General features: G+C 71.1%; 10 protein-coding genes and 2 pseudogenes. 3 read left to right on the top strand and 9 right to left on the bottom strand.

What is annotated here, in order from left to right; translation table 11 throughout:
- Window positions 1-62 precede the first annotated feature (62 nt).
- The 7 genes and pseudogenes from HALOF300_RS02910 to ectA form a co-directional block, all read right to left on the bottom strand.
- Window positions 63-1,604 (bottom strand): N-acyl-D-amino-acid deacylase family protein, encoded by a 1,542-nt coding sequence (locus tag HALOF300_RS02910; RefSeq protein ID WP_156739158.1) that lies wholly within the window; start codon window positions 1,602-1,604, stop codon window positions 63-65.
- Window positions 1,601-2,356 carry an IclR family transcriptional regulator gene (locus HALOF300_RS02905; protein ID WP_156739157.1) on the bottom strand — a complete coding sequence of 252 codons (756 nt, stop codon included), beginning with the start codon at window positions 2,354-2,356 and terminating at the stop codon, window positions 1,601-1,603. The genes HALOF300_RS02910 and HALOF300_RS02905 overlap by 4 nt, the downstream gene beginning before the upstream one ends.
- A 94-nt stretch (window positions 2,357-2,450) precedes the next feature.
- Complete coding sequence (locus HALOF300_RS02900; RefSeq protein ID WP_156739156.1) at window positions 2,451-6,287, bottom strand: TM0106 family RecB-like putative nuclease; 3,837 nt, start codon at window positions 6,285-6,287, stop codon at window positions 2,451-2,453.
- A gap of 371 nt (window positions 6,288-6,658) precedes the next feature.
- Window positions 6,659-7,252: pseudogene (locus tag HALOF300_RS02895) on the bottom strand (HNH endonuclease family protein); the annotation flags it as partial.
- A gap of 404 nt (window positions 7,253-7,656) precedes the next feature.
- Window positions 7,657-8,055, bottom strand: a complete 399-nt coding sequence (locus HALOF300_RS02890; protein ID WP_156739155.1) for an ectoine synthase — start codon at window positions 8,053-8,055, stop codon at window positions 7,657-7,659.
- Window positions 8,056-8,099: 44 nt separating this feature from the next.
- Entirely contained in the window at window positions 8,100-9,368 is a 1,269-nt protein-coding gene (gene ectB / locus HALOF300_RS02885) for a diaminobutyrate--2-oxoglutarate transaminase (RefSeq protein WP_156739154.1), read from the bottom strand.
- 93 nt (window positions 9,369-9,461) lie between these two features.
- Window positions 9,462-10,136: a diaminobutyrate acetyltransferase gene (gene ectA / locus HALOF300_RS02880; RefSeq protein WP_156739153.1), complete on the bottom strand. Its 675-nt coding sequence runs from the start codon at window positions 10,134-10,136 to the stop codon at window positions 9,462-9,464.
- 312 nt (window positions 10,137-10,448) lie between these two features.
- Here ectA and HALOF300_RS02875 point away from each other — a divergent pair, with 312 nt between their 5' ends.
- The gene (locus HALOF300_RS02875; RefSeq protein WP_156739152.1) at window positions 10,449-11,540 is read left to right on the top strand and encodes a VIT1/CCC1 transporter family protein; all 1,092 of its coding nucleotides are present in this window, start codon (window positions 10,449-10,451) and stop codon (window positions 11,538-11,540) included.
- A 58-nt stretch (window positions 11,541-11,598) separates the two neighbouring features.
- Here the strand turns inward: HALOF300_RS02875 and HALOF300_RS26870 are convergent, their stop codons facing one another.
- Window positions 11,599-11,883, bottom strand: coding sequence for a DivIVA domain-containing protein (locus HALOF300_RS26870; RefSeq protein ID WP_197522260.1), 285 nt, complete (start codon window positions 11,881-11,883; stop codon window positions 11,599-11,601).
- 182 nt (window positions 11,884-12,065) lie between these two features.
- Here HALOF300_RS26870 and HALOF300_RS02865 point away from each other — a divergent pair, with 182 nt between their 5' ends.
- Window positions 12,066-12,281, top strand: a complete 216-nt coding sequence (locus tag HALOF300_RS02865) for a DUF1918 domain-containing protein (protein WP_156739150.1) — start codon at window positions 12,066-12,068, stop codon at window positions 12,279-12,281.
- Between the two features lie 60 nt (window positions 12,282-12,341).
- Here the strand turns inward: HALOF300_RS02865 and HALOF300_RS02860 are convergent, their stop codons facing one another.
- A complete protein-coding gene (locus tag HALOF300_RS02860) occupies window positions 12,342-13,385 on the bottom strand; it encodes an App1 family protein (RefSeq protein ID WP_156739149.1) in 1,044 nt (347 codons plus the stop codon).
- Window positions 13,386-13,684: 299 nt separating this feature from the next.
- Between HALOF300_RS02860 and HALOF300_RS02855 the strand changes: the two are divergent.
- A pseudogene (locus HALOF300_RS02855) lies at window positions 13,685-14,630 on the top strand (hypothetical protein); the annotation flags it as partial.

Raw genomic sequence — 14,630 nt, 5'->3', positions numbered from 1 at the left:
GCGTCGCTGATCTGCATCTCGGGCACGGGGATCTTCCTTCGGGGTGAGGGGTGGGAATCGGGTCAGTCTTGCCAGGTGAGGGCGGAGCCGGGACGGGACCCGGTGAGCTCGCCGTCGCGGAGCACGCGCACACCGCCGACCCAGACGTCGCCGATGCCCGTGGCGAGGCGTTGTGGTTCGGCGTAGGTCGCGGTGTCCGTGACCGTCTGCGGGTCGAGCAGCACGAGGTCGGCGGGTGCGCCGGGCCGGATGCGGCCTCGACCGCCGAGCCCGAACCTGGCCCCGGGCGCGGCGGCCAGGTGCACGGCGGCCTGCGCCCAGGTCCAGTCGCCGAGGTCGCGGACGTGCCGGGCCAGGTACCGGGCGAACGTTCCCCAGGCCCGCGGGTGCGGATGCCCGCCGACGAAGATGCCGTCCGACCCACCCATGTGGCCACGATGGCGCAGAAGCGCGCGCACGTCGTCCTCGGTGCTCGTGGCGGGTTGCTGGAACACCGCGGTCACGGCGCCGGCGGTCTCGGCGATCAGGTCCAGGACCATCGTGGGGGCGTCCCGGCCGAGCGACTCGGCGGCTGCGCGGAGCGTGAGCCCTTCCAGGGCGGGGCGGCCCGGGACCCCGGCGAGGGTGATCCGGTCCAGTTCCCGCCCGACGGCGTCGCGCCAGCCGGTTGGCATGCGCGCGACCGCTCCTGGTCGGGACAGGCGCTCCACCAGGTCCTCCGGGGCCAGCCTGAGCAGGTCCCAGGGCAGCAGCGGCACGCTCAGCAGGCTGAACCCGGACAGGTATGGGTAGGAGTCGAAGGTCAGGTCCAGCCCGTCCCCGGCTGCGCGGTCGATCGTGGCCAGGATCTCCTGCGCCGGTCCGTGCAGGTGGGAGATGTGGGCACCGACGCCACTGCGGCGGGCGATCGCCAGCACCTCGTCGAGGCCGACCGGCCACTCGTCCTCGTAGCCACGCATGTGGGTCACGTACGGCCGGCCGGCCGCGGCGAGCGGGCCGGCGAGCACGACGAACTCGTCGACGTCGGCGTGCACACCCGGGAGGTAGTGCAGCCCCGTCGAGAGCCCGACGGCGCCATCGACGAGCCCGGCCTCGACATCGTCCCGCAGCGTGGCGACCTCGCCCGCGTCGAGGCGCTCGCGCAGTCCGGCCCGCTGGTACCGCATCGACCCGTGCGGGAGCAGGTGGGCGGTGTTGACGCGCAGCGCGCCCGAGAGCGTGGCGCGATACTCGGCCAGCGTCCCGACGGGCTCCGCGGTGCCATTGATGCCGGCGAAGTACCGCGAACCCCAGGCCCCGCCGTCGGTGCCCGCGCCCGCATGCGAGACGCCGTCCTGGCCGGTGACGACGGTCGTCACACCCTGGCGCAGCAACGCGTGCTGCACGTGCGCCTGCCCGATGACGGCATCGGTGTGGGAGTGCGCGTCGATGAAGCCGGGCAGGAGTAACGAACCGGGCGCCGACACGACCTCGGCAGCGGTGACGCCGGCGAGGCGCCCGACCGCCGCGATCAAGCCGTCGACCACTGCCACATCGGCGCGCACCGGCGCGCCGCCCGAGCCATCGACGACGCCCGCGCCGCGCACCAGCAGGTCCGCGATCATGGCGCACCGTCGATGATCGCGCGGATCTCTGGGAGCCGGTCGAGCAGGGCGGCCAACGGCGTGCGGTAGCGGACGGCGCTGATGCTGATCGCCCCGGTCGGCTCGGTGCCGGGTCCCCACCAGACCGGCACAGCGAGGCAGGCGATGCCCAACTCGTTCTCCTCGTCCTCGACGGCGTAGCCCTGCTCGTTGGCCCGAGCGAGCACGGTGGCGAAGGCAGCCGGCGCCACGATCGTCGCGTCGGTGCGGGCAGCGAGGTCGCCCGCGGCCAGCCAGGCCCGGACCTGCGCCTCGCCGGTCAGGCGGTGGGCGAGCAGTGCCTTCCCGACGGCGGTGCAGTGGGCCGGGTTGCGGCCGCCGATCACCGAGGTGAGCCGGACCGCACGATCGGGCGGGTCGACCTTGCCGCGGTAGACCACGTCACGGCCATCGAGCACGGCATAGTGCGCGGTCTCGCCGAACTGCTGCGCCAGAGCCGCCAGGATCGGCTGCGCCCGCAGGTGGTCGGTCTGCTGCTCGTGGTAGGTGAAGGCAAGTCGCAGGAACTGGTCTCCGAGACTGTAGCGGCCTCGTTCGTCGCGGCGCGCGAAGCCGATCCGGCACAGGAGGGCGAGCCCGCGGTGGATGGTGGGCTTGGAGCCGTCGACGACGGCCGCGAGCTCGTCCAGCGTCGCGCCCTGGCCGTGCTCGGCGAGGGCGCGGAGCAGGACGAGGACCCGTTCCGCGCCGACGACCGGTGCCTTCTCACCCATGCCCGACAGGATAGGGGTATTCAGGTTGTTGGCGCACTCTTCAGATAGTTGAGACAAGTGGGGGTGGAGGAGATCGTCGGTGGTCGAACCACCGTCACCGACGGCGGCTTCGGCGCTCGCGGGCGTCGCTGCAGAGCGTGATGAACGCGCCCAGTGCGCTCAGCTCGTCCGGGTCCCACGGCAGGTGCCGGGTCAGGCCGGGCGAGCGGATCACGACCGCCGCCCACTTGCCCCGGGAGATCGCCACGTTCAGCCGGTTGCGGGAGAGCACGAAGCCGAGCCCGCGCGGGGCATCGTCCGCGCTCGACGCGGCCAGGCTGAGCAGCACGACGGCGGCCTCCTGCCCCTGGAACTTGTCCACGGTGCCGACCCGGACCGCCTCCAGGCCCGCCTCGGCGAGGTCGCGCCGGATGCGCTGCACCTGGGCGTTGTACGCGGCGACCACGAGCACGTCCGCCGGGGCCAACGGGCGCGCCTCGGCAGCACCGGCGCTTTCGTCACCGTGCGCGCTGTCCGTCCAGGGCTTGCCGAGCAGCGCCTGGATCTGCGCGACGACCTCCGCGGACTCCTCGGGGGAGTCCACGACGTTGCCGCGGTGCGGCACCCGCACCACGTGCACACCCGGGTCGAGGCCCTCGAGGTGGCGCTGCGCGGTCCGCGGATGACTGTGCAGCTGGTGGTCGTAGGCCAGCGTGGAGACCGCCTCGCACAGTTCCGGATGGAGCCGCCACGTCCGGTCCAGGAAGTAGCCGCGGCTCGGTGGCAAGGTGGCGTGACCCTCGGTGAGCCAGCCGAGCGCCGAGACGTCGACGGGCGCGTCATGCGTGCCCTGGCTGACCTGCGGCAGCTGCTGCGGGTCGCCGAGCAGCAGCAGCCGGCGGGCCGCGGTGGCGACGGCGATCGTGTTCGCGAGCGCGAACTGGCCCGCTTCGTCGATCACCAGCACGTCGAGGTCACCGACGGCGAACCGGCGCCGGTTCGTGAAGTCCCAGGCGGTGCCGCCGATCACGGCGCCGGCGCTGCCATGGCGTTCGAGGAACTCCTGGTGCTGGTAGGCGTCCAGGCGCACCCACGGCGGCGCGCTCGGGTCGTGCTCGACGGCGGGACGGAAGTCCGTCGGGATGCTCGCGTCGACGCTGCCGCCCCGCTTGCCGACCTGGGCGCCCGGAACACCGGCCTCGATCACGCCGCGCAGGAAGTGTTCGACGACCGCGTGCGACTGCGCGACCACGCCGACCCGCCACCCGAACCGCTGCACGAGGGCGGCGATCACCCGGGTGCCCAGGTAGGTCTTGCCGGTTCCGGGAGGGCCCTGGACCGCGACGTAGGAGTCGTCGGCACCGAGCATGGCGTCCGTGACTGCGCTGATGTGGTCCGCGCCGATGTGGTCCGCGCCGATGTGATCCGTTCCGATGTGGCCGCCGGCTACCTGGTCGACGTCTGCGCCCAGCCCAGGCACGCTGACCGCGGCATGGGGGAGCGGGCCGCCGTGACGCTGCCGGGGCGGCACTCGACGCAGCACGTCGAGTGCCGCCTGGGCCGGTGGGGGTTCGAGGCCGGGGTTGACCACGGCCTCGGCGACCAGTTCGATGGCGGACCAGAGCGAGGCGGCGGACGGCGGAGCGCCCGGGGTGATCAGGACCGGCAGGGCGTCGTGCTCGGCAAGGTCCCGGGCGAGCCACTCCGCGATGACGAGGACGTCCTCGCCGTCGGCGTTCTCGCCCCGACTGATCACGCGGGCGCCCGAGGTGGCGCGCTCGTGTCCATCGGGCACCCGCATCCCGTCGGGCACCGGCGGGCGATAGACGCAGTACACCTCGGAGCCGGCGCCGACGACACTACCGGTGCCGAGCGACCCGGTGAGTTCGAGGACCCGCGTGGGCCGTCGACCCTCCGGCCCGGACCAGTCCTCGACGACCCTGGCCCCGTGCACGTCGAGCACGTCCCGGGCGTCCACCCAGTCCCTGCGTGGCGCATCCAGGCGCTCGAAGTGAGCCCGCCAGAACGGCTCGTCCTCGCGCCGGTGGTACTCAAGGGCGGCAGCGAGGAGCGGCGCGGCCGGGTCCGACGTCCGAGTCAGCATCGCGCGGGCGAGGGTCTGCGCGGTCGTCTCCTCGGTCGGCTCGGTATCCACGACGGCTGCGACGGGCCCGGCCGGCTCGGTCTGGGCGACGGCTGCGGCAGGCTCGGTTGGGATGCCGATGGCGCTCGTCTGCGGTGGCTCCGCGGGGCCCGCACCAGCACCGACGGCGCCGACGGCCAGCGCGGCCTCGTGCAGTACGGCGTGCGTCCGGTCCCGCTGTTCGAGCAGCCAGTCCCGCAGCCGGAGCGTGGAGACGCAGTCGTACCGGTTGTAGTCGGCGAGCTCGGCGAGGCGCGCGGCATAGCCGGCGTCGTCCCCGGCGGCGCGCGTCGCCATGGCCTCCTCGTACGCGACCACCGAGTCCCCACCACTGGTGACGCCCGACGCGTCCCGCAGCTGCGCGCCCATGTACAAGGGCTCGAGCTTCTTCAGGGAGTACGAGCGCTGGGAGATCCGGACGCCGTCCTTGACGGTCTTGTACAGATCGACGAGGACCCCGTCGGCGATGAGGCCCTCGACCTCTTCCGCGCCGAACCCGTGGCGTTGCGCGAGGGTGCGCAGCGCGGACTGCTCGTAGGCCGCGTAGTGGTAGATGTGCAGCCGCGGATGTGCGGCACGCCGCTGCGCCACGTACGCGAGAAAGTTCTTGAGCGCACCCGCCTCCTCGGCGCGATCGTGCGCCCAGAACGTCACATAGCGCTCCTCGGGGCCGGCCTCGACGAGACCGAAGAGGTACTCCAGACCCCACTCGGTCCGGTCGGAGTCGACCCACATCGGATCGCCCTCGAAGTCGAAGAAGATGTCGCCGGCATCGGGTGCGGGCAGGGCTTCGAGGGCGGCCACCGTGTGCACCTCGCTGAAGACCGTGGGCATGGCCGCCGGAGTGCCCTCCGCGGCGCGCGAGTGCCCGGTCTCGGCGTGGCCAGTCCGTGTGACCACGGCCGCGCCTTCGCAAGCGCGGGCCTCCGCCTCCTCCTGCCGCAGCTGCAGGCGCGCCTGTCCGCGCAGCCGCTCCAGCGTGGCGGGCCGGATCTTCGGAATCGCGCTCGTGCTGGCCGCGAGGTCGTCGATCGTGGTGATGCCCGCGGCCCGCAGGGCGTTCCGGTTCCCGCTGCGCACGCCCCAGACCAGCTTGACGTCGCGGGCCGGCTCGAGCTCGGCCGCGCAGTAGTCACACCACAGGCAGGCCCGGTACCGCTCGTCGCCCCAGACGACCGGCCCGTCGTCGAGGCGGTGCTCGTCCAGCAGGTGCTGGACCTGCTCGCGCTGCTCGCGCAGGACGGCGACGCCGTCGGCCATCGGGTGCGACGTGACGACGTCGTCGCCGAGGTGAAGGTGGGTGTACTCGGCCACGTCGATCCCGGCCCGGAGCAGTTGGTCCGCATACGCGGCGACCTGCATCACGGCCGGCGACTTCGCCGAGCGGGTCAGCTTCGCGTCGACGACGGCGTATCTCGGCCGCCCGCCGACCTCGCCTTCGCGGACCAGGAAGTCCGCGCGCCCGTGGAACCGCCCGTCGAAGAAGCCGGCCTGGGCCACCACGTCCGCGCCCGCGTGGAGCGCCGCGATGGTTCGTGCGTGCTGCTCCTCGAGCGCCGCCCGGGTGTACTCGGTGGGCGGGCCGATCTCCACGACGCCCGCGCCGAACCGCTGCCGGTACTGCTCGAGCACCCGCTCCTCGTGCTCGTTGCCCAACCGGGCGGCCCGGTCCAGGAACGCGTTCTCCACCTCGAGCTTCGGCACCCGGCCGAGGCGTTCGTCGAGCTTGCGCAGCGCAGCGAACTCGCAGCCGACCGCGGTCGACAGGTCACTGGCGGAGTAGACGAGCACGTCGTCGAGCAGGAACACCCCCGCCTCCCTCCACTTGTTCGACCGAGGTCGCTCTGACGAAACCTGGTGCGACCCGGCCCCGTTCGACCGTGCTCGGCCGCTCGAGGTGAGCGGCGGGGCTCGTCCGATCCAGGTTCCGTGAGGCTATCGCGGCCTGCCGACATCCCAGTTCCAGCCGCAAGTCCAACCGCGGCCGACACCGGTACCCCGGCCGCTGGCGCAGCCTCGGCCGGCACCGGTGGTCCGGCCGACGACGCAGCCCCGGCATCCGGCGCCCCCGGGCACTCCTGCGCGAGCACCTGCGCCAGCGCACCGAACTCCGCACCGCTGACGCCCAGCCCGTACGTGGCCTTCACCCGGATCTGCTGAACGGCGTAGGCACAGTGGAACCCGGTGTTCGGCGGGAGCCAGTCCGCGGCGTCGTCGGCACCCTTGTCCTGATTGGCCGGGCCGTCCACGGCGATCAGGTTGCCGGGGTCGTTCGCGAACGCGAGGGCGCGCTCCGGTGGCCACTGGGATGCGCCCTTGCGCCAGGCGTCGGCGAGGGCGACCACGTGGTCGATCTGCACCTCGGCGCTGGTGCTCGGTCCCCGCACGAACGGCACGAGGTGACCGGTGTAGGGGTCGGCCAGGGTCCCCGAGACCACCAGGCACGGCTTCAACGGGTCGAGCACGACGTCGTCGAGCCAGACCGCGAGGACGTCGTTGCGGGTGTCGCACCCGTTCCGGTCGACGTCGGCCCACGCCTCCCCGAAGAACTCCCGCTCGTAGTCGGCCAGGCCGAGCGGCTCCACGACCGCCAGCGACGCCAGGTCGGCACGCGCGGCGGCCACCAGCTCGGTCGGCACCGGGTACGGCGGCGGCGCCCGTACCTGCGCCCACCACTGCGGCACCACCAGGACAAGGGCAAGCGCGAGCAGGCCCAGCACCGCGACGGTCGCAAGCGGTCGGGCCCGCGACGTCTCCTCCGGATCGGGCAGCATGGGCTGAGCCTGCCCCGAGGAGGCGACCCTGCGCCGTCGGGCATGGTGCGTCTGTGGACGCGAGGACGTGACGGAACGCGCTGTGGACGTCGGCGCGTTCGCGCGTGCTGACCGGCCCTGGCGGACACCGGGCGGGTTCATCCCCCCGGAGTTACCCAGGCCCGGCGTCCGCGGCGCCTCGATGGGGCGCGAGGGTCGAGGGGCGCGGAGACCACGCCCTCGACCTGCTCACCCTCACCGTTGGGTCTGAACCGACGGGGCGCGGGCGGTGAACGCAGGGTTAACAGGCGATGAAGGCTCGCGGCGGATCTGCTCAGGGCCTCGCGCTGGTGCATTCAGTCGTGGTGGACTGGCAGGTCCCGCGCCAGTACGACCTCCCGGCGCCTGCTCGGCGAGGCGTCGGATCAGGCCGGCGCCGGCTCCGTGACGAGCGGGTAGACGCCGTCCTCGTCGTGAACCTCGCGCCCGGTCACCGGCGGGTTGAACACGCACACCGTGCGCATCTGGGTCCGTGGCCGGACCTGGTGCTTGTCGTGGTCGTTCAGCAGGTACAACGAGCCCGGTGCGAGCTGGTGGGTCTCGCCGGTGGCCAGGTCCGTGATCTCGCCCTCGCCCTCGACGATGAACACGGCTTCGATGTGGTTGGCGTACCAGAAGTCGTTCACGGTACCCGCGTAGAGGGTGGTCTCGTGGACCGAGAAGCCGACACCCTCCTTGGCCAGGATGATGCGCTTGCTGCGCCAGTTCTCGGTCTTGATGTCGGCGTCGGTGTCGGTGATCTCGGTGATGGTGCGGACGAGCATGTGGGCAACTCCAAAGGATCTGGGAATGGTGGACGGGAGCGTGCTCAGGAACGTCCGAGCACCGCGTCGACGGACTCGTCGATGATCCGCAGACCGCGGTTCAGCTCGTCGTCGGTGAGGGTCAGCGGCGGGAGGATCTTCATGACCTCGTCCTCGGGACCGGAGGTTTCCATGAGCAGGCCACGCTCGTACGCCGCAGCGCAGACCTGGCCGGCGAGCTCTGCCGTGCCGAACTGAAGGCCGCGAGCGAGCCCGCGCCCCTTGCCGATCAGTTCGTGCTCGGGGTACTTGGCGACGAGCTGGTTGAACCGGCTCTCCACGTGGGCACCCTTGGCCTGGGTGGACCGCTCAAGGGTGTCGTCCGCCCAGAACGTGCGGATCGCCTCGGCCGCCGTCGCGAATGCGGGGCTGAAGCCCCGGAACGTGCCGTTGTGTTCGCCCGGCTCCCAGATGTCGAGTTCCGGACGGACCAGCGTGAGTGCCATCGGCATCCCATAGCCGCTGATGGACTTGGACAGGCAGATGATGTCCGGGACGATCCCGGCCTCCTCGAAGCTGAAGAAGCCCCCGGTTCGGCCGCAACCCATCTGGATGTCATCGAGGATCAGCAGGATGTCGTACCTCTTGCAGAGGTCGGCGAGAGCACGCAGCCACTCGGCGCGGGCGGCGTTGATCCCACCCTCGCCCTGGACGGCCTCCACGATCACTGCGGCCGGGTGGTTCAGGCCGCTGCCGGAGTCCCCGAGCATGCGCTCGAAGTACATGAAGTCCGGAACGTCGCCGTCGAAGTAGTCGTCGTACGGCATCGGGGTCGCGTGCACCAGGGGGATCCCGGCGCCGCCCCGCTTCAGGGAGTTCCCGGTCACGGAGAGGGCGCCAAGTGTCATCCCGTGGAAGGCGTTCGTGAAGTTCACGATCGACTCCCGGCCGGTGACCTTCCGCGCCAGTTTGAGGGCGGCCTCGACCGCGTTCGCACCGCCGGGCCCGGGGAAGGCCACGCGATGGTCGAGGCCGCGGGGCTTGAGGATCATCTCGGAGAAGGTCTGCAGGAAATCACCGCGGGCGGTCGTGAACATGTCGAGGGAATGCACCAGCTGGTCACTGGCGAAATAGTCCAGGACCACTTCCTTCAGGCGCGGGTGATTATGCCCGTAGTTCAGTGCGCCGGCGCCGGCGAAGAAGTCCAGGTACGGCGTGCCGTTCTCGTCCCAGACCGTGCTGCCGACGGCTCGTGAGAACACGGCCGGCCAGTTCCGGGAATAGCTCCGGACCCCGGATTCCAGGGCGACGGTGTCGATCGTGGGCGCAGTCATGTGAATTCCTTCATCGATTGGTTCGAATGGGGACGTGCTGGGCCGGACGCCGATCGACGATGCCGAACGGTGCCTGGCCCGACGGGCCTTGCGTCAGCGAGCCAGGCCGCTGATCGTGAGCAACGGTTCGGCCTCGTGTGCGTCGGGGAAGTCTGCGGCCGCGAACAGCGGCGATTCGCAGATCCGGGCGTCATGGCGGTCCGCGAACTTACCGAAGAGCCGGCGCGAGGAGTCGTTGGTCTGCGTCACGGTGGTCTCCACGGCGACGACGTCGACCAGGTCTCGGACCAGAGCATCGAGCAGGAGACCGCCGATGTGGCGGCCCCTGAAGGCCGGATCCACGGCGATCTGCCACACGAACAGCGTGGTCGGCGCGTCGGGTCGGCGGTAGCCGGTCACGAAGCCGACCGTTTGGTCCGCGACCATCGCGACGCGACAGGTGTCGCGGAAGTCCCGCGCCAGGAGGGCGTAGGCGTACGCGGTGTTCACGTCGAGCTCGCCACTGTCGGAGGCGATGCGCCACATGTGCGCGCCGTCCGCGATGGTCGGGCGTCGGACGGTCGGGGCGGGGTCGACGGCGGTTCGGGCGGACGGCCGTGTGACGGCGGCGGTCCCGGCGGAGTCGTCCTCGTCGGGAATGCCGGACTCGTCGGGACATGCCCCCGGTTCGGCATTCCGAGCGAGCGCGTTCGGCGGATTGTGCGACGCGCGGTCGGACGCGTCAGAATGGTGGTGGCGGGCGTTGGATAACTCTGTGGACGTCGGCATACCGGTAACCACCGTAGGTGTTTCGAGTGGTGCGGTGGAGGCTCGCGGACGCGATTCGGGGCCATTCCGACCGGGGTCGATCTGCTCTCAGGCCTCAGACCATGCGGCAAACTCCCGATCGCGGACGTCTGCAAAATTGGTGCCACATCGAGTCCATATGGCGAGACGGTCCTGAGGATGCCTCATTAGTTTCCGACGGCGATCGGTCGCTGGGTGGTGGCCGTCACCACGTGTGGTGGCGGCTTGGGCCGCACCGCTGCCCGAGCGGCGCAAGCCCGGCGACCTCGAGCGGCAACTGGAAGACTCTCGCTCATGCCAACCGCACAATCGGGGACCGGAGCACCTCCGCCGTCGCCCAAGGAGGTGCGCCGCTGGCGCCGTTACCTTGCCGAGGAGCGCGCCGAGGCGGCGCTCTACACCCGGCTCGCGGCGAAGCGGCAGGGAGAGGAACGCGAGATCCTGTTCGCGCTGGCCGAGGCGGAGGGACGGCACGCCGCGCACTGGGTCGGTCTCCTCGGCGACGACGTGGGCCGGCCGCTGCGACCGTCCGTGCGATCGCGGCTGCTGATCCGGCTCGCCGGCCGGTTCGGTTCCGTGTTCGTGCTCGCTCTGGCCCAGCGAGCGGAAGCGCGGTCGGCGTATGCGGACGATGAGCACGCGACGGCGGCGATGGCGGCGGACGAGCGGATCCACGAGGAGGTGGTGCGTTCCCTCGCGGAGCGCGGCCGGGCGAGGATGTCCGGGACGTTCCGGGCCGCGGTGTTCGGGATGAACGACGGCCTCGTGTCGAACCTCGCGCTGGTGCTCGGCATCGGCGCCTCCGGCGTCGACAACGCCACGATCCTGCTCACCGGGATTGCGGGTCTGCTCGCGGGGGCACTCTCGATGGGTGCCGGCGAGTTCGTTTCGGTGCGGTCCCAACGCGAGCTGCTGGAGGCCTCCAACCCGAGCCCGACTGCGCACACCGCGCTCCCGGATCTGGACGTGAACGCGAACGAGCTGGCCCTCGTCTACCGGGCGCGCGGAATGCCGGAGGACGAAGCGCAGGCGAAGGCCGAGGAGCGGATCGCCACCTACTCCGGCGACCGGTCCTCGGACCGAGCGGACGTGCGCGACCACGAGGAGATCGGCTCGGCCTGGGGCGCGGCGCTGTCGAGCTTCTGCTTCTTCGCCTCCGGTGCCATCATCCCGGTGTTGCCCTACCTGCTCGGACTCACCGGGCCTCCGGCCGTCGTGGTCGCGGCGGCTCTCGTCGGGATCGCGCTCATGCTGACCGGTGCCACCGTCGGGATCCTGTCCGGGGCAGCACCGCTGGGCCGGGCGCTGCGACAGTTGGCGATCGGTTGGGGCGCCGCCGCGGCGACGTACGTCCTCGGTCTGCTGTTCGGGACGACGGTCGGCTGAGCCCAGGCGGTCCGTCCCGAGCGGCCGGGCCCGGCATCTTCCCCGAAGACAGTTCAGGTCAGAGGGCCCCGCGCTCCCGATGATGCTCGATCGTTGCTACGACCTCCCCCAGCAGTGCATCCACCTGAGCCTGGTCGTAGCCCTCCCGCCACTTCGTGGTGGCGAACCGCGCCGAGCTGACCTCGTTCGGCTGCAACGGGCTCCCGGTCTGCTGACCGGACTCGGCGTGCCGGAGCGTGGCGACGACGCGGTCGAGGAAGTTGTCCACCTCGTCCTGGTCGTAGCCGACGGAGAACCGAGTCGGTTTGAACCTGGAAGTGAGGACCTGCTCGGCGCTGATCAATCCGACCCCCGTTGGGCATTGGCTCCCGGCTCTGTCGACCGAGTCCTGATCGTTCCGAGGGTACTGGTGCCTCGAGCCCGTGCGCGGAGGTTGCGGCGTCGGACCCCGTGCCTTTCCGCACCGTGTGAGGGAGACTGGGAGTGGTGGTGAGAGCCGCCACCGCACTGGCGTGGGAGGTCGCTATGAGAGCGGCAGTGGGTGACAGGGTGGTCGTCGCGTCGTCGCACACCGACGTAGCCGCACGCGAGGGCGAGGTGATCGACGTCGCCGCAACGGACGGTAGCCCGCCATGGCGGGTGCGTTGGGCGGAGGACGAGCACGAGTCGTTGTTCTGCCCCGGGCCCGACGTGTACGTCGAGCGGCGGGTGGAGCGTTTCCAGGTACTACTGGGCGAGTAGAGCCTCGGTCGGTCATGCCCGACGGCGGTGCTCGCCGTGGTCCGACGGTGAGCGGTTGGTCTATGGCTGGCGCAGCGCGGCCTTCAGCTTCGGCGCGAGCGACTCGCCGTCTCCGCCGCCGACCTCCGCGGCCGCCCCGGCCCGGCGAGCGGTACCTACCTCTTGGACCGCGATCGGTGAACCGTGCGCCAGGACCTGCTCGCCCGGCGTCAACTCCCGGATCGCGATCGCCGCGACCCGCGACGGGAACTCCTGCGCGAACTCGCGGTACAGATACGGATCGTGCTGGCCATCGTCGCCCACCAGAACCCAACGGATGTGCGGGAACTCGGCCGTGAGGCGCCGGAGGGCGTGGCGCTTGTGCTCCTGGCCGGAGCGGAACCACCCGGAGTTGGTTGGTCCCCAGTCCGTCATCAGCATCGTCCCGGCGGGGAATCGATGCCCACGCAGGAACTGCACGAGCGTCGGCATGATGTTCCAAGCACCGGTCGAGAGGTAGAAGATCGGGGCGCCGGGGTGCTCGGCGAGCAGGTCGCGGTACATCTGCGCCATCCCCGGCACCACCTTGCGGGCACTGCCATGGCGGATGAACGTGTTCCAGACAGCGATGAACGGTCGCGGAACGAGGGTCACCAGCGCGGTGTCGTCGATGTCGCTGATGATGCCGAAGCGGGCGCCGGCGTCGATGACCTGGACCCGCTCAGTCACCGGCGCCGCAGCCTTGGCGGTGATGGTCACGTCGTGCCAGCCAGGCGTGAGCCCGTGGTCTGAGATGACCACATCGAGATAGCCGCCACGATCGGCGGTGGCCGGGTAGTCCCTGTCGCCGACCCGGACCGTGACCGGCATGTAGCCCACGGACGCCGTCACGTACGAGCGCCAGCCGCGGCGCGAGGTGAGGTCCTCCTCGACCGGCTGTTCGGCCGCGGTGAGAGGCTCGTGGCCGCGGGTCAGGAGCACTCGGCCGAGGATCCGAACGAAGTCCTGATTGCCGTAACCGACGTAGGGGAGCGTCCGCGGGTGCCACCCTCGGGCTCGCAGGATCGGTACCAGCCTGCGGTTGATGCCGTTCTCGATCGCCGCGGCGAGGTGTGTGTCGGGCATAGGCACAGGCTAGGGGAAAGGATCGAGGTCGGCGGCCTGACGCCGCCGACCTCGACCTGCTGCGCCCCATTGCGCAGGCTCCGACTTTGTAGGTCCGAGTGGTCCCTATCGTGGCCCACGTCACACCTGCGCGGGGACCTTGAACCCATTCAGATTGACAACGATTCGGTCACGATGCGCCCGTCGGACGGCTATGGATCCCTGTCCCGGATGGTGGGCCCATCTGTCCTTGACGACGATGGTCAGAAGGTGTCAATGTATTGACTCATTGGTACATAATCTCCAAAGGGTGGTGCGGCATGTCTGGTCTCGTGACGATCGTGGTCCTGGTGGTCCTCTCCCTGCTCGCGGTGGCGCTCGCGGTCGTGATCGGCGGGGCGCTTCTCGGTGCCATGGGACGCTCCGCGCGGCCCGAAGACACCCCCGTCGCGACGCTGGTTGCGGCGCGTCGCCACGCACTTTGGGCGACGACGATCGCGATCACGCTCGCCGTCGTGGCGCTCGTCGGCACCCTCGCCGTGGATGCGGCGGGCGTGGCCCTGTTCGAGGTCGCGGCGGCGCCGCCGGGACTCGCGTTCGGTCTCGCGTTCCTGGTCGGCGGCCTCGCGTATGTCCTGACCCTCTGGGTCGGAGAGGTCACCTGGCCGCGGCCCGAGGGTTCCGTGCGCACGGCCGCCCTGGTTCGACGAACGACGGCGGACGTCTCGCCACGGCTGCCCTGGGTGATGTTGCTGGTGTGGAGTGCGCTCCTGGCGGGGATCGTCGTGGTGTTCGGTCTCATCGCCGATGGCACCAGTTTCACGGTGGTGTACGACCCGCCACGCGCCGACGGACTCGTCAGCTCGTCTGCGGGTCCGTTCCCCGGGTGGCCCTACGGCGTGCCGATCCTCGCGGTCGCACTGCTCCTCGCGGGTGTGACGCAGTTGGTGCTCCGGCAGGTTGCGAGGCGTCCGGCGGTGGCGGGGGTTGCTCCCGCCGCCGACCTCGATCTTCGGCGCACCAGCGCTGCTCGCCTCCTCCGTGGAGCACAACTGGCTGTGGGAGCGACTCTGGCCGGGGTACTAGTGGTCGCGGGTCCGCCGATCGGAATCGTGACCGAGTCTGCCCTGGGGGCGGCGGTCATGATCGCGGGAGGCCTCGTCTTCCTCGGGGCGGTCGCCGCGGCCGCCCTACCGACGCCGACCCGGCGTTCCGATCTGGAAGACGAGGGGGCGCCTGAGCCGGGGCCAGGGCCGGGGCCAAGGG

The sequence above is a fragment of the Occultella aeris genome (genome assembly GCF_902703175.1).
Classification (GTDB): Bacteria; Actinomycetota; Actinomycetes; order Actinomycetales; family Beutenbergiaceae; genus Occultella; species Occultella aeris.
The sequence above is the reverse complement of the archived record's forward strand: the minus strand, read 5'-3'. Positions and strand labels throughout refer to the sequence as shown.